Below are 25,481 nucleotides of genomic sequence, written 5' to 3'. Positions count from 1 at the left end.
CTCGTCTGCGATCGCAACGAAGATGACCGCGGTGTGAAGATGCGTCACCCCTCGCGATTTCCTCGCGGAAGCCGGGTATCGGACTGTCCAGAGTCCCGACAAGGCGGTGCCATGCGATCGTCCAGACCACACCCTCGTTTCGTGGAGTTGCGGCCCCACGACCCGGCCGCCGGCGGAGGGTTGGAGCAGTTGGAGCTGGCACGGCTCCGGCGCGCTCTCGCCGCGCGCTCCACCATCCATATGGCGGAAGGCGCGCTGGCCGTTCTCGGGCCGCTGCCGATCGAGGACGCCGGGGAGGTCCTGGCCGACGTCGCCCTTCGTCTCGGCGTCGACGCGCTGGTGGTGGCCCACCATGTGCTGAACCTGGTCCAGGGAGTGGGCGTACCGCAGTCCGTGGCCGACGCACTGCGGCAGGTGCTGGCGCGTCGGCGGGTATGACGGCCGGACTCGACCGGCCCGGGGCCTTCGGAGATGGTTCTCGGCGGCGAGAACCCACGGCCCTGGACCGGCCGGCGCTCAGCCGGTCAGCGCTCAGCCCTCGGAGTCGATGCCCGTGACGGCTGCCGGCCCCAGCGGGGCGCTGCCCTCGTCCAGGCCTACGGCGTTCAGCGCGGACTCCGCGTAGCTTCGGGCCGCCCGTTCGGCCTCGGGAGCGCTGTCCGCGTCGATCCTGAGCCGGACGGTGAAGGTGCCGTCGTCGTTGACGGTGAGGGCGTCGAGATCTTCCTCGTTCCCCATGTGAGTCTGGTGCGGGTCCACCGGCCGCAGGGCCCGGGCGAGCTCGCTCTGCGTCTCCTGCCCTGCTGCGCCGGTGAACGTGCCCGGCACCGAGATGACGTACGTCGTCATGGCGTTCCTCCCTCGGTCCCCCCTCGACTACCCCGGTTCACCGCCAAGATCCCGGCCGGCGTCAGAGCGGTCCCTTGTCACCCACGGGCGGCGGCGGGGGTTCACCGAAACGGACGGAGATCTTCTCGAATCCTTTGAACGACTCGGCGTTCGCGTAGAAGCGGTAGGCGCGCAGGTCACCGGCCGCGAGGTGGACGTGGTCGGTGAAGGGCGTCATCAGGCTGCGCGGCCACAGCCGCAGGTGTCGCACGGCGACGACCTCCGCCGTGGCCAGGTAGACCACCGCGGCCAGGTAGATCCAGGCGAGCAGTCCGAGGACGATCCCGAACATGCCGTACGTCGCCGTGGCACCCCGCAGCACATGCCCGATGTAGTACGAGCCTCCCCACTGCAGTACCTGCCAGGCGCATGCCGCTGCCAGAGCCGGGCCGCGCATCGAGCGCAGCGGCAGTCGGCGCCGGGTCATGAGGCGGAAGCTCAGCAGGAGCAGGGCGGCGTCGACGACGATGCCCGCCACTCCGACGGCGATACGCAGGCCGATCGCCAGGTGCGTGCCGAAGGCGCCGGTCGCGGATTCCGCGGCCGACAGCGCCGTGGTCACGCCGAGTCCGGCCGCGAGCAGCAGGAGGAAGGACAGGCCCCTCAGGCGCGAGCGCAGCGGATCGGGCCGGGCATGCCGCGGCACCGCGAAGATCTTGTTCAGTGCGTGCTGGACGGCTTGGGAGACGCCGAGGGCGCCGTAGACGCTGCCCGTGACACCTACCGCCACGGCGGCACCGCTGCCGTGGAAGGAGTGGATGTTGTGGCCGAGCTGGTCGCCGATCACCGGGAACTCACCGAGGGCCGAGTGGAGCACGGAGTGCTGCAGCTGCGGATTGCCGTGCAGGGCGGCGCTGAGGATCGCCACCAGGAACAGCAGCAGCGGGAAGAGGGAGACGAAGCCGTAGTACGCCAGGAGCGCGGCCAGGTACGTGGCCTGGTCGTCGAAGAACTTGTACACGACCGCGAGCGGCATGCCCGCTCGTCGGTGGCGTCGCTGGTATCGGTCCAGTCGGGCCAGCACGTCCATGTGCCCTCCCACCCCGTCGCGGGCGGACCCGCCCCTCGGCGGACACCGCAGCATTCCTCTGCCCCGTCCGGCCGCGTTGTCACACTCCGGAAACTGCCTCGTCGTAGTGCCGGGACATGTCGCACTCGTTCCGTCATGAGAACTTCAGTCATGGATATGGACAGCTCTTGATCCCACTCGTACCGTGGCCTCTGGTCCGGACCAACGGGTTCCGGCTTGCCCTCCGCCTCGAGCGAGAGGGAGCCAGACGCAGAGGAAGTGGGAGCCATGCCGAACAAGTACCAGCTGGCCGGAGGGTTATCGGCCGCCTGCGCATTACTGCTGGCCGCACCGGGTGCCGCGCACGCCGAGGTCGAGCCCGGGGGCTGGACCTCCGAATCGCCCTCCTACACCGTTCAGGAACGCGGATGCGGCCAGGTCGACGGCCTGACCTTCAAGCTGACCTGTTCCAGCGGCAGCGGCGACCAGCGCGCCGAGCGCCGCTACGCCACGTACAGCGGCGGCACCCACCAGTTCGAGGGATACTTCCGCATCACGAGCATGAGCGGCACCCGCATCAGCCTCAAGCAGACGTTCAACGACACCAGCGGACACGCCGGCCCCTACTTCATGCTGGCGGTCGAACGCGGCGGCAGGCTCTACGACGTACACGACGGCGACACGATCGCGAACGTCGCCACGATCGGCACCACCGTCCGTGTCAACACCGTGCATCAGGTCGGCAAGGAGCACCGGACCTACATCAACGGCTCCCTCAAGCACACGGACGACAGTCCCGGCGGCAGCTTCTACGACAAGATCGGCGCCTACCGCACCGGCAGCGGGAGCGGGCCGGCGACCGTCGTGTGGAGCGACGTGAAGTTCTGGAAGAAATGAACGGCCTGGTCCCGGTCCGTACGCTGGCGGTGGCGCTCCTCGTCGCCGCCGGTGTCACCGCCTGCTCCTCCCCCACCGCCGACAGTTCCGCATCGCACGGTACGGCGACGAAGGCGCGCCCCGCCTCCGACCGTGCCCGCACCGAGCTCACCGGGTCGCTGGCCTCGCCCGTGGACGTCGTACTGACCTGGACGGGCCAGGAACCCCGCGCCGCCGGGCATGTCGTCGAGTTCGCGACGGACCCGAAAGGGCCCTACACCATCCTCGGCTACCTGCCGCCGGGCCGGCACAGCTACCACCACCCCGATCTCATGCCGCACACATCCTTCTACTACCGCGTCCGCCCCTATTACGGCCCGGCGTCCCGGCCGATCGAGGTCGACCTGCCCGACGGGGCCCGAACAGCGCGCGAGCGAACACGCGACCCCTCCTGGGCCACTCCGCGCACCCTCCCAGGCCAACCGGTCACCACCGCCTCGATCCGCAGTACGTCCGGCACCGACGCGGCCGCGCCGACCGATCTGCGGGCCACCGTCATGCAGGCCAACGGCATCCGGTTCACCTGGCACGATCACGCCGACGACGAACAGGGCTACCTGCTGGAGGACCGACCGCGGGGCAGCCACGGCTTCCTCCCCGTCGCCGCGCTGGACCCCGACGTCACCTCCTTCGGTCTGATCACCCTGCCCAGCGAGAAACAGGCGTCGTACCGGGTGCGGCCCTACTACTTCGGACAGCGTTCCAACGTGGTGCACTTCCTGACCGGCACGCCCCCGGACGACCACCGATAGGTCCCGTGTCTCGTGGTCTAGGGCGAGGGCTCCGCGGACCGGCCGGCCCGGCGGGTGAAACGCCGCAGCCCCCGTCGCGTGGGCTTGAGGGGCTTGTCCTCAGGGGCGACCGGGCCCCGGCCCGCGGTCAGGGCCGGCGTCGAGGCAGGGGGCGAAACGGACTGGCTGCCTCGTTCGAGCCGGCTCCGCACCGCCTGCGCCATGGCCTGATGGGACGGTTCCTGCAGCAGCCCCTCGGCGGACAGGCGCTCCCACATGTGCAGCAACTCCTGTCCCCGGGTGGCCACTTGACGGTCGTCCTCAAGCCGTTGCCAGGCCGCCGTCGCGCGGGCCACCTCGGGCGCCGCCCGGTTCAGATCGGTGCGGCAACGGATGCGGGCGACGGTCAGCGCCAGGACGGTGGAGAGCATGTAGTCGCCCCGCAGATAGGCGAGGTAGGCCTCGATCGCCCGTGCCTCCAGCGAGAGTTCGTCCTCCGCGCCCCTGCGCAGCGTGAGGTGCTCGCGCAGCGCCCTGGCGAGGACGTACGCCGCGTGCATCTCCTCGCGCTGCGCGTGCTGGATGATCCGCTCGACCCGGGCCAGCGGAGGGAACGCCTCCTCCTCGGCGGCGGTACGCTCGCGCCCCGGCGGCAGATCCTCCTCGTCGCCGATGGTCCGGCTCGAGCCGTCCGGGTACACCCGCAACCGTGCCACCTGCTGCACGGTGCGGTCGATCACCGTGGCCGCCACCGGGGCCCCCAGCGTGCGGGCGAACATGGCGATGGCATCGAGGATCGCCTCGTTGGGCTGTCGCGTACCGGCCATCTCCAGCAGATGACCGTTGACCACCGTCGACCCGTCCTCGGCCACGTAGGCGTCGAGACGGATCAGCGGCGGTGCGCTGAGCACGGGCAGGTTCCCCTGGTCACGGGGTGTCAGTGAGTGGGACATCCGCTCAGGCTCCGGGTCGGACGACACCGAGGATGGGCATGGACGCGGCCGGCGCGGTCGTGACCGTGCGTCCGGGCCGCGGGGCGTGGACGATCTGGCCGCCCCCGATGTACATGGCCACGTGGGTGGCGTCGCTGAAGTAGATGATCAGGTCTCCGGGCTGCGCGGATGACAGGCTGACCCGGGTCAGTCCCTGCCACTGCGCCTGCGAGGTACGGGGTATGGGGTGTCCGGCGGCCGCCCACGCCGTGGAGGTGAGTCCCGAGCAGTCGTACGAGGACGGGCCGACGGCGCCCCACACGTACGGTTTGCCGATCTGCGCCATGGCGAAGTCGACCGCCTTCGCGGCCGCTCCGGTCGCCTTGGTCCTGCCGCCGGAGGAATCGGGGCCCGTCCACTTGGACTTGGCCTTCTGCGTCTCCTCCTTCTCCAACTGGTCGAGCTTGCGGGTCTGTTCCTTCTTCAGTCCCGCCTCGATCCGCTCGGCCGCGGCGATCTTTTCCTCGATCTTCTGTTTCGCGGCGGCCTTGTCGGCGCGGCTGCTCTTCAGCTCTCGCAGCTTCCGGGCGGCGGCGTCGGTCTGCCGACTCAGCTCGGCTCGGGCGGTTTTCTGGCTCTCGGAGACGTTGACCAGGTTCCGCAAGGCCTGGCGGGCCTGGGACGCCTCGTCCAAGGCCTGGTCGGGATGGTCGCCGAGCAGTAGCTGGATGCCCGTGGCATCCAGGTCTCCTCCGCGGTACTGGGTCCGGGCGGCCGCGCCGGCGAGGTCGTGCAGGTCGTCGACCCGGCTCTCCGTGCGGGCCAGGTCCTTGCGGAGCGAGCTCAGCCGCTTCGTCTGCTCGGTGGCCTTCTCGTCGGCGGTGTTGTACGCCTCGGTGGCCACCTCCGCCGCGCGGTAGAGGCCGTTCAGTTCGGTGTGGATGTCCTCGATCGACTTGTCGTTCTGCGGGTCGGGTTCACTCGGTGCGGCGTAACTCGGGCTCGGTAACAGGGTGATCGCGCAGACGAGGGCCGCTGACGCGGCCCGGCTCCGCAGCTGTCTGCCGCCGGTCGACACGTTCATCAACTCCATGTTCAGAGGTCGCGTGCAGGCGGCTCAGACGGACGACACGCCCCTCGCGATCCCCAAACCGGTTCCTGCGCGGGGCCGTTCGAGCCTCGAACACATTACCTTCCCCAGAAACTCTGACCTCGTGGATCCCCGGCGTGTCAGCCTTCCCCATGGCGAGAATGCGTCGAGCCGCCGTACCGGCAGGTGACCGGTATCGACGGCTCTTCGCGCACTGCGGTTCCTGGGGGACAACCCCCATCACCCTGTACGGGAACGGCGACCGTACAACTAATGAACGTTCACCGATGAAGACGGCGTCACCGGAGTGAGCGAGGGGCTCGGGAGCGTCGAACTCGGCGAAGATGAGCCATCGTTGGCGGTGGGCGTCGGCGAGGAAGTGGGCGTGCTCGTGACCGGCGTCGCCGGGGCTTGGCTCGCGGAAGGTGACGCAGTACTCGGCGCCGCGGCCGGGGACGGGCTGTCGGCGGCGCTGCTCGACGGCGGCGTCTGGCCGAGCGGCACGAGCACGGCGTCGGTCACCAGACCCTCCGCGTCCGTCGTGAGACCGACGGGGTTCGCGACGCCGAGGAGCCGGTCGCAGCCGAGGTTGGTGAAGGACTGGTTCGCCCGTGAGGCCAGGAATCCGAAGAGGTTCGGGGCGGTTCCCGGGTCGGGTGAGGGCGCGTTCGCGAAGAGCGCCTTGTCCTTGAAGACCCGCTGGACTCCGGCGGGGTCGCCGAAGAGGGTGCTGCAGAAGGCCTTTCCGTCGCCGCCGTGGCCGGCGCCGACCGGGGGCATGTCGACGCCGGCGCGATAACGGTCGGTCTTGCTGACGCTGGTGTGGTCGTCCACGAGCGTCATGGGGTCGTTCTCCGGGACGAGCGCGATCGGGGCCCGCTGACGGGCCGCGGCGGACAGCTCGTCGAGGGGCAGGGCCGACGAGGCCTGGCTGTCGCTGGACTGGTTGGGCGCGGTGAACGGGGTGCAGCCCAGGGCCGGGTCGATGAAGTGGGTCAGCAGGAGGTTGTCGCTGCCGTTGGTCAGGTCCGTGAACGACGCGCCGCCCGACTGCGCGGCCTTGCGCAGGGCCGCCCTGCTCGCGGCGTTGTTCTGGGCGATGCGGCCCTGTGCGTCGGCGAGGTAGTGGGTGACCACGTTGTCGCTTCCGTCCTGGTCCACGACCGAGAAGTCCCGGGTGGTCGGACAGGGCCGCCCGTCCCTGGCGGTCCCGAGCGCAGGGATCCGGATGTGCTTCTTGGCCGTCTGGGCGTTGGCGGCGCGGAAGAAGGCGGGGGCGTTGCAGTAGGCGAACTGGCCGAAGACGGATCCGGGCACGCCGTTGACGCACCTGCCCTGGGCGAGGCTGCCGCCGCTCGACTTGAGGGTGAGCTGGTCGCCGTTGAAGCCGAACCACACGCCGACCGTGGATCCCTTCGGCACGGTGGGCCGGACGGTGGGTGCGGCCGGCTTCGTCCCCTTGTCGATCACCAGCGGGTCATAGACGGTCAGTTTGCCGCTTCTGGTCACGATGGCCGCTTCGACGAAGGCCGCCTGGTCGGGATTGGCCTCGTGGCAGGGGCCCTTGCCGGGGTCCGTGGCGACGAGCTTGTAGGGCGTGGCCAGGCCTCGGGCGGTGAGCGGGTGGCGAGGAACCACCAGGGTGCAGTTCGGATCGGGCGCGGCGTCCTGCGCCGGTTGTGCGGCCGGCTGCCCACCGGCCTGCGCCTGCTGGTGGTGGCCGGCACCCGCCGCGAACACCGATCCGGCTACGACGGCCAGGATCACCGGCCCACCGATGACGGCGAGCGACCACTTCGACCGGGCTCTACGCCGGGCGTGCTCACGCCGTGCGGTACGCGGTGACGGTATCGGGTTCTTCGAGGGCACAAGCCTGCTCCTTGCGTTCCGGATCGGGCGCCAGAGACGTTAACAGCGGCCTGCTGGACAACTCACAGCACTTTGCCAACGAAATTCCTGCTCGCAATGATCAGCAGGTATTCGACTGCGGCTTGATTGCATCAGTGAGTAAGGAGGTTGAGCTGGTGCTGCCGGGGGATTTCATGAGTGGCCCAATGAGGCAAGGATCACGAAATTTGCGAAAGCAAACTTCCGCTACCTGTATTCATCTCCTTCCGCCGAACGCCTCCTTCCGGATCATGTCGAGAATGCGGGGAACGCCTTCCGTGGTGCGGACATCGACGAATGCGCGCGGATGAAGGTCACCGGTGGCCTCGCGCAGGAGCGCGTCGCCCAGGTCCGCACGCGAGGTGAACCGGCCGGGCAGGCGGGAGGTGGCGACCCGGTAGTCGCTGACGGCTTCCGCGTCGAAGAGGCCCGCGGGCCGGAGGACCGTCCATGCGCGATCGCTGTCGCACACGATCCGCTCCATGCGCCGCATGTCGTCGTACACCGTGCGTCCGACGGTGCGCGCGATGAGGGGCTCGAGCACCTTGCGGAAGAAGAAGGTCTCGCCGGGTGCGGGCACGTCGAAGAGTACGGTCGAGCTCACGCAGACCAGGCGCCGGATGCCGTGCTTCGTCATGGCCTGGGTGATGTGGGTGATGCCGTCCGAGTACACACTGACCGGATCACGGGTGTACGGCGTCCCGAGCACCGATATCACCACCTCCTGCCCCTCCACCGCCCGCTCGACGGCGACGGGGTCGAGTACGTCCGCTCCGCGGACCCGCACGGACGGATGGCCCAGCGGGAAGTCCGCCGGGTGCCTGGTGACCGCGGTGACGGTGTGCCCTTCGGTGAGCGCCTGCTCGGTCACCTGCCGCCCGGTCGGTCCGTTCGCACCGAATACGACGATATTCACGTTCGTTCCCCTTTCCTCTCACCTAAGAGGAGTTCGGGGCGGCGAATGTGACGTCCCGGCGGTCAGGCTTCCGGAGCGAGACAGGCCGGACGAGGACCGGCCGTCGGGGGCGGATCGGCGAGGCAGGCGGCGGCGCGTTCCGGGCCGACGAAGGGGGCCAGGACGGAGTACGTCAGGCCGGGCAGCAGGGCGGGCAGTTCGGCGGTCCGGCCGGCCGCGATCCGCCGGTATATCGCGGAGTACACCCCGCCGACGACCATGTCGATCAACTCCTCGGTGGGAACCGGGAGTTCGAGTTCGGGCAGGTCGGCGAAGAAGTGCCGGAAGCGGGCCAGGAGCGCCTCGCGCGCCTCCCGGCCGGCGGGGCCGACCGCGTCGATCTCCACGATGGCCATGGCGGCGAAAGCGGGTGCCCCGGCGAGGATTCCGAGCAGGGCGCCGAGCCCGGCGCGTACCCGGTTGGGCCAGTCCGCGCCCTGGGCGTGCGCCTCCTCCATGGCGGAGAAGACCAGGGAGGTGCCGTGGTGGTGGGCGGCCAGGAAGGCGTCCTCCTTGCCCTTGAACAGTTCGTAGAAGACCGGCCGGGTCACGCCCGCCGCCGTACAGATGTCGCTGACCCGGGTGCGGGCATAGCCGACCTGGGCGACGGTGCGGACGAAGCCGTCCAGGAGCCGGTCACGCTGGTTGGCGGCGACCACCTCGGGCGCGGCACGACGCGGCCCCCGCCGCAGCGAGCGCTCGGGGTCGCGTCCCGTACGGGTACCGGGCAGCACCAGCGTGGGCGGCACCGACGGCGCTTCTGCCATGCCACGTCCTTCCTCGCGAACTTCCGTGCACCACCTTGACGTTGAATACCCGTCAGGTTTACAACCTTCACAGGTTTTCCACTCACGCGGACCTGCGGTGCAGACCGCTGGAGCCGTCAGTCTCACGCACCCGCAAGGCCGCAACAAGAGCCCCGGCACTCCTGCGCCGGGTCAGCACCCGCACCGGTCCGCCGTTCCCTCCCTCCGGGAGCGGTCATGCGCGGGTCGTCGCCTCCGCATCCCCATGGCGGAGGCGACGACCCGCTCTCTTCGCCACCCCCCAGTACCAGAGGACCTGCCATGCGCAGACACACCGTCGTCGCCATAGCCGCCACCGCCGCCCTCGCGGGCCTGACGTTCCTCCCGACCACCGCCGCCTCCGCGGACAGCGCCGTGCTCACCTACGGCAGCGCGGGCGGCAACGCCGTCGCCGTCGGCGATGTCATCACCGGCTCACTGGCCGGCGGCACCAAGGCCTCCCTCGCCACCAGCAGCGGCGGCAGCACGGGCATCACGTGCACCGGCTCGACGCTCACCGCCACCGTGACCGACAACCCGGCCGCCCCCGGCACCGCCACCGAGTCCGCGACGGCCCAGACCTTCACCGGCTGCACCAGCAACGTCTTCGGCGTCACCGGGGTGCGCAGCATCACCGTCAACGGCCTGCCCTACACCACCTCCGCGGCCTCCGACGGCAGCGTCACCGTGACCCCGGCCGCGGGCGGCAGCATCCAGACCACGGTGGTCCTCTCCACCCTGCTGGGCTCCGTCACCTGCGTCTACCAGGCCCCCAGCCTCTCCGCGGTGAGCTCCAACGGCACCAACAGCCTGACCTTCACCAACCAGGCGTTCACCAAGGTGTCCGGGTCCGGCCTGTGCAACGCCAACGGCTACTTCTCGGCCTCCTACGCCCCCCTGGTCGACAGCAGCGTCAGCGGCTCCCCCGCCATCTACACCAACTGACCGAGGTCGAGGGGGCTCGCCGGTCCGGGCCGGCGAGCCCCCCTCCTCCGCCCTGCTGGGCCACCTCGGCGGTCACGTCGACCGTCTGCGCCGCCGGGGGCGCGGCCACCCCCTGCACGACCTGCGCCGATGACTGCCCGGCCGGTCCCGGGGAGGCAGCCTTCAGGGTGTTCACCGTCGTGCCGACCAGGGGCCCGGCAACGCGTCCCAGGCCCCTGGCACGCAGCCGCGTCACCGCAGGGAACGCTCCAGCCGCTCCGCCACCAGCTTCACAAAACGCGCCGGCTCCTTCGGCCGCCCGCCCTCCGCGAGGACGGCCAGGCCGTGCAACAGGTCGGCGGATTCGGCGAGTTCGCTCCGGTCCTCGCTTCCCTGGAACGCCTGGTTCATCCCCTGCACGAGCGGATGAGTCGGGTTGAGTTCGAGGATCCGCTTCGTCGGCGGCACCTCCTGGCCCATCGCCCGGTACATCTCCTCCAGCGCGGGGGTCAGATCGTGGGCGTCGGAGACGACACAGGCCGGGGACACCGTCAGCCGCGCCGACAGCCGGACGTCCTTCACGTCGTCCGCCAGTTGCTCCTTCATCCAGCCCAGCAGCCCGGCGTACTCCTCGGCCTGCTTCTCCCGCTCCTTCTCGGCCTGCTCCTCGCCCTGTCCGTCGAGGTCGATCTCCCCCTTGGCGACGGACCGCAGCCGCTTGCCCTCGAACTCCCCGACGGCGTCGACCCACACCTCGTCGACGGGGTCGGTCAGCAGCAGCACCTCGACACCGCGGGCGCGGAACGCCTCCATGTGCGGGGAGTTCTCCAGGCTCTGCCGCGACTCGCCGGTCAGGTAGTAGATGTCGTCCTGGCCGTCCTTCATCCGCTCCACGTACTCCTGGAGCGTGGTCGCCCCCTCCTCGGCGTGCGTGCTGGCGAACGAGGCGACGGCGAGCAGGGCGTCGCGATTGTCGGGATCGCCGAACAGTCCCTCCTTCAGCACAGCGCCGAACTCGCGCCAGAACGTGGCGTACTTCTCGGGAGCGTTGGCCTTCATCTCCTTGACCGAGGACAGCACCTTCTTCGTCAGCCGGCGCTGGATCATCCGGATGTGCCGGTCCTGCTGGAGGATCTCGCGGGAGACGTTGAGCGAGAGGTCCTGAGCGTCGACGACCCCCTTGACGAAACGGAGGTACGGCGGCAGCAGCGCCTCGCAGTCGTCCATGATCAGCACACGCTTGACGTACAACTGCAGACCGCGCCGGAAGTCCCGGGTGAACAGGTCGTGCGGAGCGTGCTCCGGCAGGAACAGCAGGGCCTGGTACTCGAAGGTGCCCTCGGCCTGGAGGCGAATCGTCTCCAGGGGGTCGCGCCAGTCATGGCTGACGTGCTTGTACAGCTCGTGGTACTCGTCCTCGGAGACCTCGTCCTTCGAACGGGCCCACAGCGCCTTCATCGAGTTCAGCGTCTCGGGCTCGGACCTGTCCGCACCGTCGTCGTCCGCCGGCCTCGACACGAGCCGGATCGGCCAGGTGATGAAGTCCGAGTACCGCTTGACGATCTCCTTGATCTTCCACACCGAGGTGTAGTCGTGCAGCTGGTTCTCGGGATCGGCCGGCTTGAGGTGGAGAGTGACAGCAGTCCCCTGCGTCGCGTCCTCCACGGTCTCCAGGGTGTACGTCCCCTCACCGCGCGACGACCAGCGCGTACCAGTGTTCTCCCCCGCGTGCCGGGTCACCAGGGTCATCTCGTCGGCCACCATGAAGCCGGAGTAGAAGCCGACGCCGAACTGCCCGATGAGCCCCTCGGCGCCCGCCGCGTCCTGTGCCTCCTTGAGCTCCTCCAGGAAGGCGGCCGTACCCGAATTGGCGATGGTGCCGATGAGGCGGCCGACCTCGTCGTACGACATTCCGATGCCGTTGTCCCGGACGGTGAGCGTGCGCGCGTCCGGGTCGACCTCGATCTCGATGTGCGGGTCGCTCGTGTCCGCCCCGAGGCTGTCGTCCCGCAGCGCGGCCAGACGCAGCTTGTCCAGCGCGTCGGAGGCGTTGGAGACCAACTCCCTCAGGAAGACGTCCTTGTTCGAGTAGACCGAGTGAATCATCAGCTGCAGCAGCTGACGGGCCTCAACCTGGAACTCAAACGTTTCGGTCGGCATGGTTCGCGTATCCCTCGCAGGTCCCTGGTCACCGATGCGGACGAGAGCCACTGTGACGCGCCCCCGGCCTGAGGTCCAGGAACTCCGGCCCGGGTCGTCCGGCCCTTCGATGCCTTCCTGCTCCACCGCGCGGCACGGGCACGCATGCCCGTCCTGTCGGCGCGCCCCAGGCGTTCGGCGACCCCACCCGTCCGACGGCGACGATTCGGTGTCCTTCCGGGAAGATCTTACGTGCTGCGTCGGGGCCGCGGCTGTGCCTTACGAGGCATGGGACGCCGGTGCTGCCACGAGCCGCTCGTCCCGGCCGGCCGCCTTCCGCGTCACCCGGTCCCGGGTGGCCAACCGTAGAGGCCGTCGCCCACCGGTGGCGGCTCCGGGATGTCGAGAGGACAGACTCCCCAGTGCCGGGCGATGGCCATGACGTGCCTCTCGTCCGGCATGGCTGCATGCCAGGCATCCCAGTCGGACTCGTCCCACCTGTGCCGGCCCTCCTCCAGCCACCTGTCCGATGCCCAGTCGGCGCTCGATGTCGGTGGGCTCACCGAGCCGCAGGGGCACCTCACCGCGAGAGGCGTCATAGCAGTAGGCCCGGACGATGCGGCCGGCCTCGGCTCGCGCCCAGCCGTGGCGCTCGCCGATGCGATCGGTGCAGAAGTACTGGAAGTCGCCCAGGCGCTGACCAAGTGACCGAAGCCAGGAAAAGAGGGCGGGACCGTCGTCCTCGACGCCGCCGGTGAGATCGATCCGGCTGTGAGCCGGCGTCCAGCCGTCCACCGGAGAGGCCACGAAGACACCCCGCCGGTACGCCGCCTGTGTTCCCGCGGCCCAGTCCATGGTCAACAGCCCGTGCAGCCCGAGGGCATCGGCGACTTCCCCGCTGCCGACGCCCGGCACCCCCGGCCAGGACGTCTTGTAGCCGATTCCCACGGCACTCTCCTCCCCCACACGTGTCGCATCCTGCCGCATCGCCACGCTCCGCGAAGAGGGCCTCGGCGGGGCGGGCACCGACAGCGGGGAGCGCCGCCGAAGTTGATCGGAATGGCCTGTCGGCCCGTGCGGTCGGGAGCCGTCAGGGGAGCTTCTTCATCAGGCGCAGTCCGATCCAGTACGCGAGGACCGCGACCGCGAGGCCGGCGAGGAAAGCAGCCTCATACGTGTAGTCCCGGGTCAGTCGCTTCGCCGTTTCAATGGCCGGTCCGAGAGCGAAGAAGTAGCCGGTCGTGGCCGCCAGGGCGGCTCCGGCCCTGTCCTTGGTCCATCGCGCCTTCGGCGCGGACTCGCTTGTCACCGGACGGTTGTATCGGGGACGCGGACCGTGCGCAAGATCGAGGTGACCAGGAGAGAGCGCACGGGTGCCCGAATCCCGGATCCGCGGACCAGTTTCGTCGCACTCGGTCTCGAAACCCCAGGTCAGTCGGCTGCTGCCGTTCGTGTCGGCCATGGTTGTGCCGATGGCCACAGCGAGGGGGACCCGCGGTGGCGCATACTGAACCATGACCAAATCCGCGTCACCGAAGCGTCATCTGCCCACCAGCCCCTTCAAAGCCCCGGTCGTACCGGCTCCGAAGCACTTCGCCGTGGGTGACCAGGTCACGCACGACATGTACGGCCTCGGCCGGGTCATCGGCATCGAGGACGGCATCGCAGCGCTCGTGGACTTCGGCTCGTCGCAAATGCGGATTCTGAGCCCGTACGCGAAGATGACCAAGCTTTAGCACCCCTATGCGCCCAGTCGCGGCCCGCCTGGCACCATCGTCGTCGACGTGTACAGGCGGGGCGATGCGTGACGGGGAGGACGGGCGTGCAGCCACTCGAGGCCACGGATCCGGGCATGGTCGGCGGTTTTCCGTTGCTGGCGCGGCTCGGTGCGGGAGGAATGGGGCGGGTGTATCTGGCCCGTACGCCGGCCGGACGTCCACTCGCCGTCAAGACCATCCTCCCGGACGTCGCCGCCGCGGCGGACTTCGAGCAGCGCTTCGCCCGCGAGATCCGCAACAGTGACCGGGTCCGCTCGCCATGGACCGTGTCCGTCGTGGACTTCAGCCCTCCGGGGCACCGCCCGCCCTGGCTGGCGACCGAGTACGTCGCCGCGCCGTCCCTCGCCGACTGGGTCACCGCACACGGCCCGCTCCCCGCCCCTGCTCTGCTGGCGCTCGCCGGGGAACTGGCCGCGGCCCTGGCCGCCGTACACGCCTGCGATCTGACCCATCGGGACGTCAAGCCGTCCAACGTACTGCTCGCCCGTGAGCGGCCGATGCTCATCGACTTCGGGATCGCCCGCGCCACCGACGACTCCCGGCACACCCGCACCGGCGGGGTGATCGGCTCCCCCGGTTACCTCGCACCCGAACAGGCGTTGCGCGGAGCCGCAGGCGCGCCCGGGGACGTCTTCTCCCTCGGTGCCGTGCTCGTGTTCGCGGCGACCGGCCATGGACCCTTCGAGCAGCCGGGCGAGGCGCTGTCCGCTGCCTCCCTCATGTACCGGATCGTCCATGAGACGCCTCGCCTCGACGGTGTCCCCGGTGAACTGCTTCCCGTCGTACGCCGATGCCTGGCCAAGGAGCCGGACCAACGGCCCGTCGGCGCCGAACTCACCGCCCTGCTCCCCCGGTTGGCGGCGGACGCCGGGTGGCAGTCGAGTCTGCCCTCCGGACTCGCCGAGGACATCGCCGCCCGTGCGGTCGAGGCCGGTGAGCTGATCGCCGCCGCAGCGGCCGCTCCCACCCACGGGGCCGTTCCGGTTCCCGGTGGTCAAGGCCCCGTGTTCCCCACGTCGCAGCCGTCCTTGGCCCCCGCCCCGACCAGCCCCGGGGCCTTCGGGCCGCCGCCCGCCCCCGTCGGGTTCCGTCCGTACACCCTGGCGCCCGACGGACGGGCCACCACGTCCAGCAGGCGCAGACCATGGATCATCGGTGCCGTCGCTGTCGCAGCCGCCGGGGCGCTGACCGCCGTCCTGCTGAATGCGCTCGGCGACACCAACGACGGGTCCGGTGGCACGGGCGGGAACCGTGGCTCGGCGGTGTCGCCCACCGTCTCCACCGCCTCGGAACGTCTGCCGGCGACATGGGCGGGCGTGTGGACCGGTTCCGGGCCCGGCACCCCCAAAGCAGACGGGCAACTCCAGCCCCGTACCACCTCGTTCAAGGTCACCTTGACCCTTCACACGGCAACCCGTGGAAACCTCGCCGGCAAACAGGTCAGCAACGTCACCGAGGCCGGCACCGGACGCGAGGTCGGCTGCACCGAAGCCCTCGAACTGCGCGGCATCCAGGGCACGACGGCCACCTTCGAGGCGGTCACCAGCCACCCCACCGACCGGTCGGCCGGCACCCTGCTGTGCGAGAAGGGGCATGTCTACGTCGTCCGTCTCACCGACGCCGACACCATCGCCCTCGGCGACGAAGGTGCCCAGTCCGCGGGCGCCCCCTCCGAACTGCACCGCAGCCGCAGCTGAGTTCAAAGGCGGTCCAGGTTCTGGTTGAATTCCACGCCATCGCGGTCGGAGCCTCCTGACCGCCTCCATCTGGCCGAAGGACCTCCCATGGCTGACGGATTCGGCGTCGTGGTCGGTGCCGGCACCCTGCGTTCCGAGAGCGGGGACTCGATCCGCTTTCCGCATCGCTGGACGCCGGAAGGGGCCAGCGTCGAGGCCGACTTCACCGGGGCGCATCTGCTGCATCCGGCGGCCGCCGGGTGCGTCCTGAACGACCTGTACCGCGAGGCGGAGGGCATGGGAATCGCGCTGGACGGTGTGCGCGTCAGCGCGACCGGCGGGTTCGACACCGGTAGTTGGGCGTCCACGGGGATCAGCTATGCGGTCACGCTCGACTCGGCCGCGCCCCGCGCCGACCTGGACCGGCTGATCGAGCACGTGGACGCCGTCGCCGAGATCCCCAAGGCGCTCCGTGCCGGCGCTCGCGTCACCCGCGGCGCCGACAGGTGACCGGCTCCCTCACGTCTCCCGCACCGGTGCGTAGACGTCGGCCTCCAGGCCGAACGTCCAGGCGACGCCCGCCCTGGCCGTCCGCGTCGACGGCGGAACGCGCAGCCAGTAGGTGCGCCGGGTGCCGTCGGGCTCCGGGGTGGAGTTGAGCACCTCGACCATCACCACCGGCTCGTCGTCGGGCAGTTCGATGCGCCAGAGGGTTCCTGTCTCGTCCCGGTGCACCGGGCGGGCCCCGGAATCGGCGAGGTAGCGGTCGTAGCCGTAGTACTCCAGCATCACCCGGCGCAGCTCGGCGTTCTCCTCGGCGCGGATGCGTTCCGGTGTCAGGGTGGGCAGTTCGGCTATGAACGTGGACGGTACGGGCATGCCGCGCCAGGCGTGCAGGGCGAAGCCGTCGGGGTAGGCGAGGGCCGGGCCGTCGCCGTTGTCGAGGCGGCCCGCCTCGTCGCGGTGCAGGGCCACGGGCCGTTCCGACGCCACGGCGATGCGAGCGAAGGGCCACCACCAGCCGGCGCTGCGGCACACCTCGGCCAGGGCGCCGAGCGGGCCGTCGTGTGTCGGGAACGCGGCGAGCCAGGGGGCGTCGTGCTGGCCGAGCACGGCGTCCAGCAGGAGCAGGCGGACCTCGGCCGCTTCCTTGCCGGTGTCGCGGCCCACGAGGTCCTCCAGGACGCCGGTGGCGATCCGGTCGACGAGGGGCTGGGTGGAGGCCCACAGGCGTGCGCCGGTCGCCGCCCAGTGCGCGGCCCAGCCCTCGGCGCCGAGTTCGGCGTGCAGCCGCCGTCTCTCCAGCGCCCAGGGAGCGGTGCGCAGCACCTCGCGCACGCTGGGGCCCTGGTCGGTGAGCTGTCGTATCAGTGTCACGGCCGCGCGCGGGGAGTCGGCCCACATCACCTGCTCCGGTTCGGGCAGTCCCGCCTCTCGGTAGGCCCGCCGGATGCCGTGCTCGGCGGTCACACGGTCGGCGGGAGCGGTCGCCGAGGCGTACGCGCGCCATGTCGACAGGTCGGGGGCGGTGCTCGCCCGGGTCAGGGGCTCTTCGGTGTCCGTGCTGGTCATGTGCTGTGCTCCTCTGTGCTGTTCAGTCGGCGACGACGCGGACGGACCCGGGCACGTACTCCCGCTGTCTGATCACCCGGTACCAGCCCTTGGGCAGCGCGATCGCGGCGTGTTCCTCGTGCACCACCCGGCCGCCCTGGGGAAGGTGCAGCAGCAGCGGGCCGAACGGCCCCGGCTCCCGCACCAGTTCGCCCGGCCCCACGACCGCGTGGGCGTGTCCGGTGACCTCGCCCAGCGCCAGCACGAGGCGGCCCCGCCCGTCCCGTCGCTCCCTGGGCGCGTGGGCCACATGCGCCGGGACCGCCTGCTCCGTCACCGGCACGATCAGCACGTCTCCCTGCCTGAACACGGCTCTCCCCTCACCGCCGGGTGCACCACGCACCGGCCTCATGACCAAGACCGTAGGGGCCGCCACTGACAACGCCCCCGAATCCCGCCCCGCCGAGGGGGGTTGTCAGTGGCTGTTGGTAGAACTGCCGACATCACATCCCGCGCACTCTTTCTCCTCAGGAGCAGCCGAATGACCATCCACGACCATCTCGACGCGATGTACCGGCTGCCCGCGCACACCTTTCCCGGCCCCGCCGCGCCGACGGACGGCCTGCCCGACGCGGACTCCGTGGCCTGGCGGATCACGTCGGACGTGTACGACGCCGACGAGGACTGGGAGGACGCCTTCGCCCGTTTCTGTGCCGCCGTGGACACCACCCGGGTGCGGGCCCTGATCGTGGGCGCCTGGCAGGAGGCGTACGACACCGACCCCTCCCCCGTGATCGCCGCCCTGCTCGGGGCGCGGGACCGCTTCCCCGCGCTGCGTGCGCTGTTCCTCGGGGACATGGTGATGGAGGAGTGCGAGATCTCCTGGATCAACCAGACCGACGTCAGCGGGCTGTTGACCGGTTTTCCGGCGCTGGAGGAGTTCGGTGTGCGGGGTGGCTCGGGGCTGGGGTTCACCGCCCTGAGCCATGGTGCGCTGCGCCGGCTCGTCGTGGAGACGGGCGGGTTGCCCGCCGCGGTGGTGCGCGGTGTCGGCGCCAGTGATCTGCCCGCGCTGGAGCACCTGGACCTGTGGCTGGGCACTCCGGACTACGGCGGTGACAGCGAGGTCGGTGACCTGGAGGGCATCCTGTCCGGCGCGCGGTTGCCGCGTCTGCGTCATCTGGCCCTGCGCAACAGCGAGATGCAGGACGCCGTGGCCGCGGCCGTCGCCGCAGCTCCCGTCGTCGCCCGCCTGGAGGTGCTGGACCTGTCCATGGGCGTGCTGACCGACGAGGGCGCCGGCGCACTGCTCGGCGGACAGCCGCTCACCCATCTCAAGAAGCTCGATCTCCACCATCACTACCTGAGCGAGCCCTTCGTGGAGCGGGTCCGCCGGACGCTGGAGTCGGCGGGCGTGGAGGTCGATCTCGACCGCGGTGACGCGGACGAGGACACCGGGGACGACGGCACGGTCTGGCGCTATGTCGCCGTGGGCGAGTGAGTGCCCGCTTGGTGAGCCCAGCAGCGTCTCTGCCGCGTTTCGCCGTGGTCGGGAACCCGGGCAACCGGCGGGTTTCCCTCTTCGCCGACGCGGTGCGTGCGGCCGGTCTGTCCGGGCCGCGTCTGGTGCCGTGGGCGGACGTCCTGCGCGAGGGGGGTGCGGACTTCGACGCGGACGAGATCGTGCGCGTCGACTCTCCCGGCGAGGATCCCGAGGTCGACCGTCTCTTGCGGGGCGTCTCGGATCCCACTCGGGTGGAGGGGTCGGCGCGTTGGTACGCGGGGTTGACCGCCGCGTTGCGGTCGCTGCGCGGTGGTGTCCGGCTGGACGATCCCGACGAGCTCGCGGTGCTGTTCGACAAGCGCCGTTGTCACGCCGTACTGGATGCGGCGGGGGTTCCGGTGCCGTTCTCGCCGACGTCGGGTCTGGAGGGCGCGGCGGTGCGGGGCTGGGACGATGTGCGGACGCTGATGCGGGAGCACCGTATGCCGCGGCTGTTCGTCAAGCCCGCTCATGGGTCTTCCGCTTCCGGGGTTCTGGCCGTGGAGGCGGGCGGGGGTGGGCGGATCCGGGCGACGACCTCGGTGGAGCTCGCCGCGGACGGCCGTCTGTACAACTCCCTCAAGGTGCGACGGTACGAGCGCGAGCGGGACATCGCCGCCGTCGTCGACGCGCTGGCGCCCGAGGGGCTGCATCTCGAGCGCTGGGTGCCCAAGGCCTCCCTGCAGGGACGCGCGGCGGATCTGAGAGTGGTCGTGGTCGCCGGCCGGGCCACCCACGCGGTGGTCCGCACGAGTCGTACACCGCTGACCAACCTCCATCTCGGCGGCAGCCGGGGCGACCTGGAGGCCGCCCGCGAGGCCGTGGAGGCGTCAGGGTGCCGTTGGGTGGACGTGCTGGAGGTGTGCGAGCGGGCGGCGGCCTGTTTTCCGCGCACGCTGTGCGTCGGCGTCGATCTGCTGCCGGCCGTCGGGTGGCGCAGAGCCTTCGTCGGCGAGGTCAACGCCTTCGGTGATCTGCTGCCCCGGCTGACCGGTCTGCCCGGTAGCGGCGCCGAGGGACGGGACACCTATGCCGCGCAGGTGGCGGCCGCCCTGCTCATCCACACGCGGCCCGCACCGCCCGTACAGAACAGGAACAGCGCATGTCCGAGCCCGACATGAACGAGATCGTCGGCCGCGACGACCTTCTCCTCGTCACCCTCGACACACTCCGCCACGACGTGGCCGTCGAGCTGGCGGCCGAGGGCCGCATCCCCAATCTCGCCGGTCACCTTCCAGGCGGCGCCTGGGAGGAGCGCCACGCGCCGGGCAGTTTCACCTACGCCTCCCATCAGGCGATCTTCGCGGGTTTCCTGCCGACCCCGGCCTCACCGGGGCCGCATCCGCGGCTGTTCGCGGCGAGTTTCGCCGGCAGCGAGACCACCGCCGACGGCACCTTCGTCTACGACACCCCCGACCTGGTGTCCGGACTGGCCAAGGCGGGCTATCACACCGTGTGCATCGGGGGCGTCGGCTTCTTCAACAAGCAGGGCCCGCTCGGGTCGGTCCTGCCCGGCCTCTTCGAGGAGTCCCACTGGGAGACCGGCTTCGGCGTCACCTCGCCCCGGTCCTTCGAGAACCAGATCGCCCGAGCCGAGCGGATCGTTGCCCAACTCCCCGCAGAGCAGCGGCTGTTTCTCTTCGTGAACGTCTCCGCGCTGCACCAGCCCAACTGGTTCCATCTGCCCGGCGCGACCCGCGAGGCCGGGGACAGCCGCGCCACGCACGCCGCCGCGCTGGAGTACGTCGACCGGCACATCGGCCGCCTCTTCGCCGCCGCAAGCTCCCGGCGCCGCTGTTTCGCGATCGTCTGCTCCGACCACGGCACCGCCTACGGCGACGACGGCTACACCGGCCACCGCCTCGGCCACGAGTCCGTGTGGACCGTGCCCTACGCCCAGTTCTTCCTCGACCCCGCCGAGGCCGCCAGATGACCACAGCGCAGCTCACCAGCCCCTACCAGCACTACGTGTACGCCTATCCGCACAAGACCGCCTACCGCGGGCTGCCCGACCGGCCCGCGCTGCGGTCGCTGTGGGTGGGCGAGGACAAGAGCGCTCTCTCCCTCTATCTGCACATACCGTTCTGCGAGGTGCGCTGCGGGTTCTGCAACCTGTTCACGCGCATCGGGGCGCCCGACGGGTTGACCGGTGCCTACCTGGACGCCCTGGAGCGGCAGGCCGACGCGGTGCGCGAGGCACTCGGCGACACGGGCGACGTCCGTTTCGCCACCGCGGCCTTCGGCGGCGGCACGCCCACCTTCCTGACCGCGGCCGAACTGGCGCGCCTGTGCGACATCGCCGAGCGGCGCATGGGCGCCGATCTGCGGGCGATCCCGCTGTCCGTCGAGGCCTCGCCCGCCACGGCCACCGCCGACCGTCTCGCCGTGCTGACGGAGCGCGGCACGACCCGACTGAGCCTGGGCGTGCAGAGCTTCGTCGAGGCCGAGGCCCGGGCCGCCGTACGCCCGCAGCGCCGCGCCGACGTCGAGGCCGCCCTGGGCCGCGTCCGGGACGCCGGCATCCCGGTCCTCAACATCGACCTCATCTACGGCATCGACGGCCAGAGCGAGCGGAGTTGGCGGCACTCACTGGACGCGGCCCTGGCCTGGCGTCCGGAGGAGCTGTACCTCTATCCGCTCTACGTCCGCCCCCTGACCGGTCTCGACCGCCACCGCGGCGAGTCGGGCACCGACCCGGCCTGGGACGAGCAGCGGCTGCGCCTGTACCGCGCGGGCCGTGACCATCTTCTGGCGCAGGGGTACGTCCAGCAGTCCATGCGGATGTTCCGCCGCGCGGACGCTCCACCGCAGGGTGCCGACGACTACGCCTGCCAGACCGACGGCATGATCGGCCTCGGGTGCGGGGCGCGTTCGTACACCCGGGAGTTGCACTACTCCTTCGACTACGCGGTGGGCATGCACGAGATCCGCGGCATCATCGACGACTACGTCCAAGCCGCAGACTTCGCCCACGCCGAGGTCGGCTACCGGATGGACGCCGACGAGGCCCGTCGACGGCATCTCCTGCAGTCCCTGTTGCAGGCGGAGGGCCTGGAGCTCGCCGACTACTGTGCCCGGTTCGGAAGTTCTCCCGGCGACGACTTCGCCGCCGAGATCGAGGGGCTGGCCGAGCGAGGCTGGCTGGCCGACTCCGGGTCCGCGCGCCTGCGTCTGAGTCCGGAGGGGCTCGCCCACTCCGACGCGATCGGCCCGGAGTTGTTCTCACCGGCCGTGCGGGCGGCGATGGCCGCGTACGAGAGGAAGTGACCGGCCGTCCATGGACCTGACGATCCTTTACCGGGGGCCCCTCGCCTCCTGTGACTACGACTGTCCCTACTGCCCTTTCGCCAAGCGGCGCGATTCCACCGCGCAACTGCGTGCCGACCGGGCCGCCCTGGAACGCTTCGCGGAGTGGGCCGCTGCCCGCAGCGGTGATCGTCTGTCGCTGCTGTTCACTCCGTGGGGTGAGGGTCTGGTGCGCTCCTGGTACCGGCGGACCCTCGTACGGCTGTCCCGTCTGCCGCACATCTGCCGGGTCGCCATCCAGACCAACCTCAGCTGCCGCACCGACTGGCTCGCGGAGGCCGATCTGGACACCCTGGCCCTGTGGTGCACCTACCACCCCGGGCAGACGCCGTACGACCGCTTCCTCGGAAAGTGCGGTGAACTCGCCGACATCGGCGTCCGTTTCAGCGTCGGTGTGGTGGGGTTGCCCGAGCATCTGGAGGCCGCGCGCCGTCTGCGGGCCGACCTGCCCGGTCATGTCTATCTGTGGGTCAACGCGGCCGAGGGGCACACCTATCAGGACGCCGAGGCCGACCGGTGGACCGCGCTCGACCCCCTGTTCCCCTACAGCCGCCACCCTCACAGCAGCGCCGGCCTGCCCTGCCGTACCGGTGAGTCCGTGATCTCGGTCGACGGTGACGGCACCGTGCGGCGCTGCCATTTCGTCCGTGCCGAACTGGGCAATCTCTACGACGGCTCCTACCGCGCCGCCCTGCGTCCCCGGCCGTGTCCACTGGCCGTGTGCGACTGCCACATCGGCTATGTGCATCTGGAGACCCTGCCCTTGTACGACGTGTTCGCCGGCGGGGTTCTGGAGCGGATCCCGGCCGCGGTGCCGCTCCGGTCAGGGTGAGCGTGTGCTCGACCACCCGGCGGGGCTCCCGCCCTCCGGGGCGGCCAGTGCGGTGGCCAGTTCCTCGGTGGCGTCGACCAGTTCGGCGTCCGGTTCGCTCAGCAGTCGCGGGATGGCGTCGCTGTGGGCGCGGACGGCGCGGCGGGCGGCGTGCTCCCACGCGATGTGGTCGCCGTGGCGGTGGCGCAGTTTGGGGTAGGCGGCGGCCGTGGTCTCCCACTGGCGGGCGCCGGCGATGTTGCGGAGCAGGTGCAGGATCTGGGCGCGGCAGGTGACCTGGGGGCGCTGGGCGAGGTCCCACAGGAACGGGACGGTGACGGCGGTGGCCTGGTCGACGAGGAAGCCGTGGCGGCAGATGCGGTTGCGCAGGCCCGCCAGGGCGGTGTGGGCGGCGCCGGCGTCGCCCGAGGCGAGGGCGGCGAGCAGGTAGGGGATGGCTGCGGCGGACCCGGTGGTGTCCTTGATCTCGCGCCATGGCACCCGTGTGACGTCGCCGAGGGTGGCGGGCGGCTGGTCGTTCCGGATGGGGGCGTTCATCGCTTCGGGCTCTCGCCGTCTCCCCCGTCCAGGATGCGGCGCCGTGTGGGCAGCATGGCCCAGACGGTCTTGCCCGCGAGGGCTCGGCGGGTCCAGCCCCAGTGTTCGGACAGGGCGTCGACGATGCGCAGGCCGCGGCCGTTCTCGTCCAGGTCGTCGGAGGCCGGCCGACACGTCGGTACGGCGCTGTCGGGATCGCTGACGGCACAGACGAGGTGACTGGTGCGCAGGGTCAGTCTGAGCCACACCTCGTGCTCGGCCGCCGGGTCGGGCCGGGCGTGGGTGAGGGCGTTGGCGACGAGTTCGGAGACGATGCTCAGCGCGTCGTCACGGCAGTGGTCCAACCGCCAGTGTCCGAGCGTGTGTTCGGTGAAGGCGCGGGCCTGGGCGCTTCCCCTGCCGGTGCCGGACAGGCACAGGGCGGCGGTCCGGGGAGCGCGGCGCGCGGGTGCGGCGAGGAGCGGGGGGAGGTCCTCCGAGCGCGCGGGCGGGCCGAACAGGGCTGCTGGGTGCGCGGGCGACGACACAGCACCTCCTGAGAGGACGACAGGACGGGCGCCAGCGGGGGCGGTTGACGCCCTGGTTATTATCCACGCTGAGAGCATGTTCGTGCAATTTCACGGAAAATTGCATGCGTTGAACGATGCAGCCGACGCCACGGGCGGCCCTCCACCGGTGCGGTGGCAGGCCACTGATGTGGCGCAACACGAGCAAGGAGAGTGCCGTGCCGTCAGTTCGTAACGGGGTGCGGGCCAGCGCGCTGGGCGTGGACTGGATCAAGAGCCGTCACAGCAACGCCGAGGGCAACTGCGTCGAAGTCGCCGCCCTGCCCGAAGGGGGCGTCGCCGTGCGCAACTCCCGCGACCCGCACGGTCCCGCGCTGGTCTACACACCGGCCGAGGTGGCCGCCTTCATCGCCGGCGCGAAGGACGGGGAGTTCGACCACCTCGTATGATCCCGCGGTCTCCCGGACGCCACTTCCGGCGACACAGGCGCCGAGAGGCAGAACAGTGCGATAATGCGCCCTGTTGTCGTCTGCGTACCGGGAGTCAGGATGTCGTCCGAGTCACCGCGCGTCTCCCGCCTCGAACCGTATCTGGACCGCACCGAACCGGCCCCTACCCTGCTGAAGATGCTGGTCGGGGTGCAGCTGGCGGGTTTCCGCGAGGACGTCGGCCTCTCTCAGGAACAGGCCGCTCGGGCCGTGGGGTTCAGCCCGGCGAAGCTGTCGCGCATCGAGGCGGGCAAGGGACGCAGGCCGCCCACCGAGGATGATGTCCGGGCGCTGCTGGAGCTGTACAAGACGGACGACCACGAGACGTCGGTCCTGCTGCAGCTGCTGCGGCGCGCCGGGGAACCGGGCTGGTGGCAGCGCTTCGACAAGCGTCTGATGCCCGAGTGATTCGACCGGCTCGTCGGACTGCAGGAGGCGGCCGAGGCGATCCGTACCTTCGAGATCCAGTACGTTCCCGGACTGCTGCAGACCCCGGCCTACACCCGTGCCGTGGTGGAGCGCGGCTTGCCCTCGGCGCCGGCCCGCGAGGTGGAGCGGCGGGTGGAACTGCGCACGCGGCGACGTGAGTTGCTTCAGCGCTCGGACCCGCCGCAGCTGTGGGCGGTGGTCGACGAGTCGGTGCTGTGGCGCGTCCTGGGCAGCCGCGAGGTGATGCGGGAACAGCTCGAGTACCTGGTCAAGATGGCTCAACTCCCCCACGTGACCGTGCAGATCGTCCCCCTGGACGTGACGAACGCCTCTGCGCCGGCCATCCCCGTCACCTATCTGCGCTTCGGCGGCTTCGAACTGCCGGACGTGGTCTACCTCGAGCACATCAGGAGCGCGACGTTCCTGGAGGACCGCGACGAGACGGAGGAGTACCGGGTGACCCTCGACCGACTGGCGGACGAGGCCCTCAACCCCCGCGAGTCCCTGGCCCTCCTGCGGGAGACGGCCGAAGGGCGGTACGGGGCCCGGTGACCCGGGC

27 protein-coding genes and 1 pseudogene are annotated in these 25,481 nt (G+C 70.6%); 14 read left to right on the top strand and 14 right to left on the bottom strand.

Annotated elements, in window-relative coordinates:
- Positions 1-141 precede the first annotated feature (141 nt).
- Positions 142-438 carry a hypothetical protein gene (locus ABZZ74_RS09175; protein WP_356762697.1) on the top strand — a complete coding sequence of 99 codons (297 nt, stop codon included), beginning with the start codon at positions 142-144 and terminating at the stop codon, positions 436-438.
- A 93-nt stretch (positions 439-531) separates the two neighbouring features.
- Here the strand turns inward: ABZZ74_RS09175 and ABZZ74_RS09170 are convergent, their stop codons facing one another.
- Both ABZZ74_RS09170 and ABZZ74_RS09165 read right to left on the bottom strand, forming a co-directional pair.
- Positions 532-849, bottom strand: a complete 318-nt coding sequence (locus tag ABZZ74_RS09170) for a hypothetical protein (RefSeq protein WP_208783661.1) — start codon at positions 847-849, stop codon at positions 532-534.
- 61 nt (positions 850-910) lie between these two features.
- Positions 911-1,918: a YihY/virulence factor BrkB family protein gene (locus ABZZ74_RS09165; protein WP_356762694.1), complete on the bottom strand. Its 1,008-nt coding sequence runs from the start codon at positions 1,916-1,918 to the stop codon at positions 911-913.
- 267 nt (positions 1,919-2,185) lie between these two features.
- On the opposite strand from ABZZ74_RS09165, the gene ABZZ74_RS09160 reads away from it, so the two are divergent.
- Together ABZZ74_RS09160 and ABZZ74_RS09155 are read left to right on the top strand one after the other, a co-directional pair.
- Positions 2,186-2,794: a hypothetical protein gene (locus ABZZ74_RS09160; RefSeq protein WP_356762692.1), complete on the top strand. Its 609-nt coding sequence runs from the start codon at positions 2,186-2,188 to the stop codon at positions 2,792-2,794.
- Positions 2,791-3,585 (top strand): fibronectin type III domain-containing protein, encoded by a 795-nt coding sequence (locus tag ABZZ74_RS09155; RefSeq protein ID WP_356762690.1) that lies wholly within the window; start codon positions 2,791-2,793, stop codon positions 3,583-3,585. Before ABZZ74_RS09160 ends, ABZZ74_RS09155 begins: the two co-directional genes overlap by 4 nt.
- Before the next feature lie 17 nt (positions 3,586-3,602).
- On the opposite strand, the gene ABZZ74_RS09150 is transcribed toward ABZZ74_RS09155, so the two are convergent.
- From ABZZ74_RS09150 to ABZZ74_RS09130, 5 genes are all read right to left on the bottom strand, one after another.
- The gene (locus ABZZ74_RS09150; RefSeq protein WP_356762688.1) at positions 3,603-4,517 is read right to left on the bottom strand and encodes a hypothetical protein; all 915 of its coding nucleotides are present in this window, start codon (positions 4,515-4,517) and stop codon (positions 3,603-3,605) included.
- 4 nt (positions 4,518-4,521) lie between these two features.
- Positions 4,522-5,580, bottom strand: coding sequence for an NlpC/P60 family protein (locus ABZZ74_RS09145; RefSeq protein ID WP_356762686.1), 1,059 nt, complete (start codon positions 5,578-5,580; stop codon positions 4,522-4,524).
- A gap of 276 nt (positions 5,581-5,856) precedes the next feature.
- Positions 5,857-7,455: a hypothetical protein gene (locus ABZZ74_RS09140; RefSeq protein WP_356762684.1), complete on the bottom strand. Its 1,599-nt coding sequence runs from the start codon at positions 7,453-7,455 to the stop codon at positions 5,857-5,859.
- Positions 7,456-7,690: 235 nt separating this feature from the next.
- On the bottom strand, positions 7,691-8,389 hold the full coding sequence (locus ABZZ74_RS09135) for an NAD(P)H-binding protein (RefSeq protein WP_356762682.1): 699 nt from the start codon (positions 8,387-8,389) through the stop codon (positions 7,691-7,693).
- A gap of 62 nt (positions 8,390-8,451) precedes the next feature.
- Positions 8,452-9,195, bottom strand: coding sequence for a helix-turn-helix domain-containing protein (locus tag ABZZ74_RS09130; protein WP_356762680.1), 744 nt, complete (start codon positions 9,193-9,195; stop codon positions 8,452-8,454).
- Positions 9,196-9,495: 300 nt separating this feature from the next.
- Between ABZZ74_RS09130 and ABZZ74_RS09125 the strand changes: the two genes are divergently transcribed.
- Positions 9,496-10,158 (top strand): Tat pathway signal sequence domain protein, encoded by a 663-nt coding sequence (locus tag ABZZ74_RS09125; protein ID WP_356762678.1) that lies wholly within the window; start codon positions 9,496-9,498, stop codon positions 10,156-10,158.
- Between the two features lie 231 nt (positions 10,159-10,389).
- Here the strand turns inward: ABZZ74_RS09125 and htpG are convergent, their stop codons facing one another.
- From htpG to ABZZ74_RS09110, 3 genes are all read right to left on the bottom strand, one after another.
- Positions 10,390-12,297, bottom strand: coding sequence for a molecular chaperone HtpG (gene htpG, locus ABZZ74_RS09120; protein WP_356762676.1), 1,908 nt, complete (start codon positions 12,295-12,297; stop codon positions 10,390-10,392).
- 258 nt (positions 12,298-12,555) lie between these two features.
- Complete coding sequence (locus ABZZ74_RS09115) at positions 12,556-13,224, bottom strand: hypothetical protein (protein ID WP_356762674.1); 669 nt, start codon at positions 13,222-13,224, stop codon at positions 12,556-12,558.
- A 142-nt stretch (positions 13,225-13,366) separates the two neighbouring features.
- Positions 13,367-13,585, bottom strand: coding sequence for a hypothetical protein (locus ABZZ74_RS09110; protein WP_356762672.1), 219 nt, complete (start codon positions 13,583-13,585; stop codon positions 13,367-13,369).
- 205 nt (positions 13,586-13,790) lie between these two features.
- Between ABZZ74_RS09110 and ABZZ74_RS09105 the strand changes: the two genes are divergently transcribed.
- From ABZZ74_RS09105 to ABZZ74_RS09095, 3 genes are all read left to right on the top strand, one after another.
- Positions 13,791-14,012: a hypothetical protein gene (locus ABZZ74_RS09105; RefSeq protein ID WP_356762670.1), complete on the top strand. Its 222-nt coding sequence runs from the start codon at positions 13,791-13,793 to the stop codon at positions 14,010-14,012.
- An 86-nt stretch (positions 14,013-14,098) separates the two neighbouring features.
- Positions 14,099-15,751: a serine/threonine-protein kinase gene (locus ABZZ74_RS09100; protein WP_356762668.1), complete on the top strand. Its 1,653-nt coding sequence runs from the start codon at positions 14,099-14,101 to the stop codon at positions 15,749-15,751.
- Between the two features lie 87 nt (positions 15,752-15,838).
- Entirely contained in the window at positions 15,839-16,240 is a 402-nt protein-coding gene (locus tag ABZZ74_RS09095; protein ID WP_356762666.1) for an OsmC family protein, read from the top strand.
- A gap of 9 nt (positions 16,241-16,249) precedes the next feature.
- Here ABZZ74_RS09095 and ABZZ74_RS09090 read toward each other — a convergent pair whose 3' ends face one another.
- Together ABZZ74_RS09090 and ABZZ74_RS09085 are read right to left on the bottom strand one after the other, a co-directional pair.
- The gene (locus tag ABZZ74_RS09090) at positions 16,250-17,302 is read right to left on the bottom strand and encodes a DUF6745 domain-containing protein (protein ID WP_356762664.1); all 1,053 of its coding nucleotides are present in this window, start codon (positions 17,300-17,302) and stop codon (positions 16,250-16,252) included.
- A 22-nt stretch (positions 17,303-17,324) separates the two neighbouring features.
- Positions 17,325-17,651, bottom strand: coding sequence for a hypothetical protein (locus tag ABZZ74_RS09085; RefSeq protein WP_356762662.1), 327 nt, complete (start codon positions 17,649-17,651; stop codon positions 17,325-17,327).
- Positions 17,652-17,822: 171 nt separating this feature from the next.
- Here ABZZ74_RS09085 and ABZZ74_RS09080 point away from each other — a divergent pair, with 171 nt between their 5' ends.
- The 5 genes from ABZZ74_RS09080 to ABZZ74_RS09060 are packed head-to-tail and all read left to right on the top strand — an operon-like array spanning position 17,823 to position 22,962.
- Positions 17,823-18,782 (top strand): STM4015 family protein, encoded by a 960-nt coding sequence (locus tag ABZZ74_RS09080; protein WP_356762660.1) that lies wholly within the window; start codon positions 17,823-17,825, stop codon positions 18,780-18,782.
- A gap of 8 nt (positions 18,783-18,790) precedes the next feature.
- A complete protein-coding gene (locus ABZZ74_RS09075; protein ID WP_356762658.1) occupies positions 18,791-19,945 on the top strand; it encodes an STM4014 family protein in 1,155 nt (384 codons plus the stop codon).
- On the top strand, positions 19,942-20,757 hold the full coding sequence (locus ABZZ74_RS09070) for an STM4013/SEN3800 family hydrolase (protein ID WP_356762871.1): 816 nt from the start codon (positions 19,942-19,944) through the stop codon (positions 20,755-20,757). Before ABZZ74_RS09075 ends, ABZZ74_RS09070 begins: the two co-directional genes overlap by 4 nt.
- The gene (locus ABZZ74_RS09065; RefSeq protein WP_356762656.1) at positions 20,754-22,091 is read left to right on the top strand and encodes an STM4012 family radical SAM protein; all 1,338 of its coding nucleotides are present in this window, start codon (positions 20,754-20,756) and stop codon (positions 22,089-22,091) included. Before ABZZ74_RS09070 ends, ABZZ74_RS09065 begins: the two co-directional genes overlap by 4 nt.
- A 10-nt stretch (positions 22,092-22,101) precedes the next feature.
- The gene (locus ABZZ74_RS09060) at positions 22,102-22,962 is read left to right on the top strand and encodes an STM4011 family radical SAM protein (protein WP_356762654.1); all 861 of its coding nucleotides are present in this window, start codon (positions 22,102-22,104) and stop codon (positions 22,960-22,962) included.
- On the opposite strand, the gene ABZZ74_RS09055 is transcribed toward ABZZ74_RS09060, so the two are convergent.
- On the bottom strand, positions 22,954-23,499 hold the full coding sequence (locus tag ABZZ74_RS09055) for a hypothetical protein (protein WP_356762652.1): 546 nt from the start codon (positions 23,497-23,499) through the stop codon (positions 22,954-22,956). The two genes, ABZZ74_RS09060 and ABZZ74_RS09055, sit on opposite strands and share 9 nt — an antisense overlap.
- Positions 23,496-24,026: an ATP-binding protein gene (locus ABZZ74_RS09050; RefSeq protein ID WP_356762650.1), complete on the bottom strand. Its 531-nt coding sequence runs from the start codon at positions 24,024-24,026 to the stop codon at positions 23,496-23,498. The genes ABZZ74_RS09055 and ABZZ74_RS09050 overlap by 4 nt, the downstream gene beginning before the upstream one ends.
- Positions 24,027-24,223: 197 nt before the next feature.
- Here ABZZ74_RS09050 and ABZZ74_RS09045 point away from each other — a divergent pair, with 197 nt between their 5' ends.
- Positions 24,224-24,454, top strand: coding sequence for a DUF397 domain-containing protein (locus ABZZ74_RS09045; RefSeq protein ID WP_133043820.1), 231 nt, complete (start codon positions 24,224-24,226; stop codon positions 24,452-24,454).
- A gap of 99 nt (positions 24,455-24,553) precedes the next feature.
- A pseudogene (locus tag ABZZ74_RS09040) lies at positions 24,554-25,474 on the top strand (helix-turn-helix transcriptional regulator).
- Positions 25,475-25,481: the final 7 nt, after the last annotated feature.

This window comes from Streptomyces sp. NPDC006476 (assembly GCF_040612015.1).
Classification (GTDB): domain Bacteria; phylum Actinomycetota; class Actinomycetes; order Streptomycetales; family Streptomycetaceae; genus Streptomyces; species Streptomyces griseorubiginosus_B.
This window is presented reverse-complemented; position numbering and strand designations above follow the sequence as displayed.

Coding starts and splice junctions, on each gene's coding strand:
- htpG (WP_356762676.1), bottom strand. CDS start 12,297: ATGCCGACCGAAACGTTTGAGTTCCAGGTTGAGGCCCGTCAGCTGCTG.
- ABZZ74_RS09095 (WP_356762666.1), top strand. CDS start 15,839: ATGGCTGACGGATTCGGCGTCGTGGTCGGTGCCGGCACCCTGCGTTCC.
- ABZZ74_RS09150 (WP_356762688.1), bottom strand. CDS start 4,517: ATGTCCCACTCACTGACACCCCGTGACCAGGGGAACCTGCCCGTGCTC.
- ABZZ74_RS09125 (WP_356762678.1), top strand. CDS start 9,496: ATGCGCAGACACACCGTCGTCGCCATAGCCGCCACCGCCGCCCTCGCG.
- ABZZ74_RS09170 (WP_208783661.1), bottom strand. CDS start 849: ATGACGACGTACGTCATCTCGGTGCCGGGCACGTTCACCGGCGCAGCA.
- ABZZ74_RS09155 (WP_356762690.1), top strand. CDS start 2,791: ATGAACGGCCTGGTCCCGGTCCGTACGCTGGCGGTGGCGCTCCTCGTC.
- ABZZ74_RS09145 (WP_356762686.1), bottom strand. CDS start 5,580: ATGAACGTGTCGACCGGCGGCAGACAGCTGCGGAGCCGGGCCGCGTCA.
- ABZZ74_RS09065 (WP_356762656.1), top strand. CDS start 20,754: ATGACCACAGCGCAGCTCACCAGCCCCTACCAGCACTACGTGTACGCC.
- ABZZ74_RS09080 (WP_356762660.1), top strand. CDS start 17,823: ATGACCATCCACGACCATCTCGACGCGATGTACCGGCTGCCCGCGCAC.
- ABZZ74_RS09090 (WP_356762664.1), bottom strand. CDS start 17,302: ATGACCAGCACGGACACCGAAGAGCCCCTGACCCGGGCGAGCACCGCC.
- ABZZ74_RS09160 (WP_356762692.1), top strand. CDS start 2,186: ATGCCGAACAAGTACCAGCTGGCCGGAGGGTTATCGGCCGCCTGCGCA.
- ABZZ74_RS09165 (WP_356762694.1), bottom strand. CDS start 1,918: ATGGACGTGCTGGCCCGACTGGACCGATACCAGCGACGCCACCGACGA.
- ABZZ74_RS09060 (WP_356762654.1), top strand. CDS start 22,102: ATGGACCTGACGATCCTTTACCGGGGGCCCCTCGCCTCCTGTGACTAC.
- ABZZ74_RS09070 (WP_356762871.1), top strand. CDS start 19,942: ATGAACGAGATCGTCGGCCGCGACGACCTTCTCCTCGTCACCCTCGAC.
- ABZZ74_RS09130 (WP_356762680.1), bottom strand. CDS start 9,195: ATGGCAGAAGCGCCGTCGGTGCCGCCCACGCTGGTGCTGCCCGGTACC.
- ABZZ74_RS09055 (WP_356762652.1), bottom strand. CDS start 23,499: ATGAACGCCCCCATCCGGAACGACCAGCCGCCCGCCACCCTCGGCGAC.
- ABZZ74_RS09105 (WP_356762670.1), top strand. CDS start 13,791: ATGACCAAATCCGCGTCACCGAAGCGTCATCTGCCCACCAGCCCCTTC.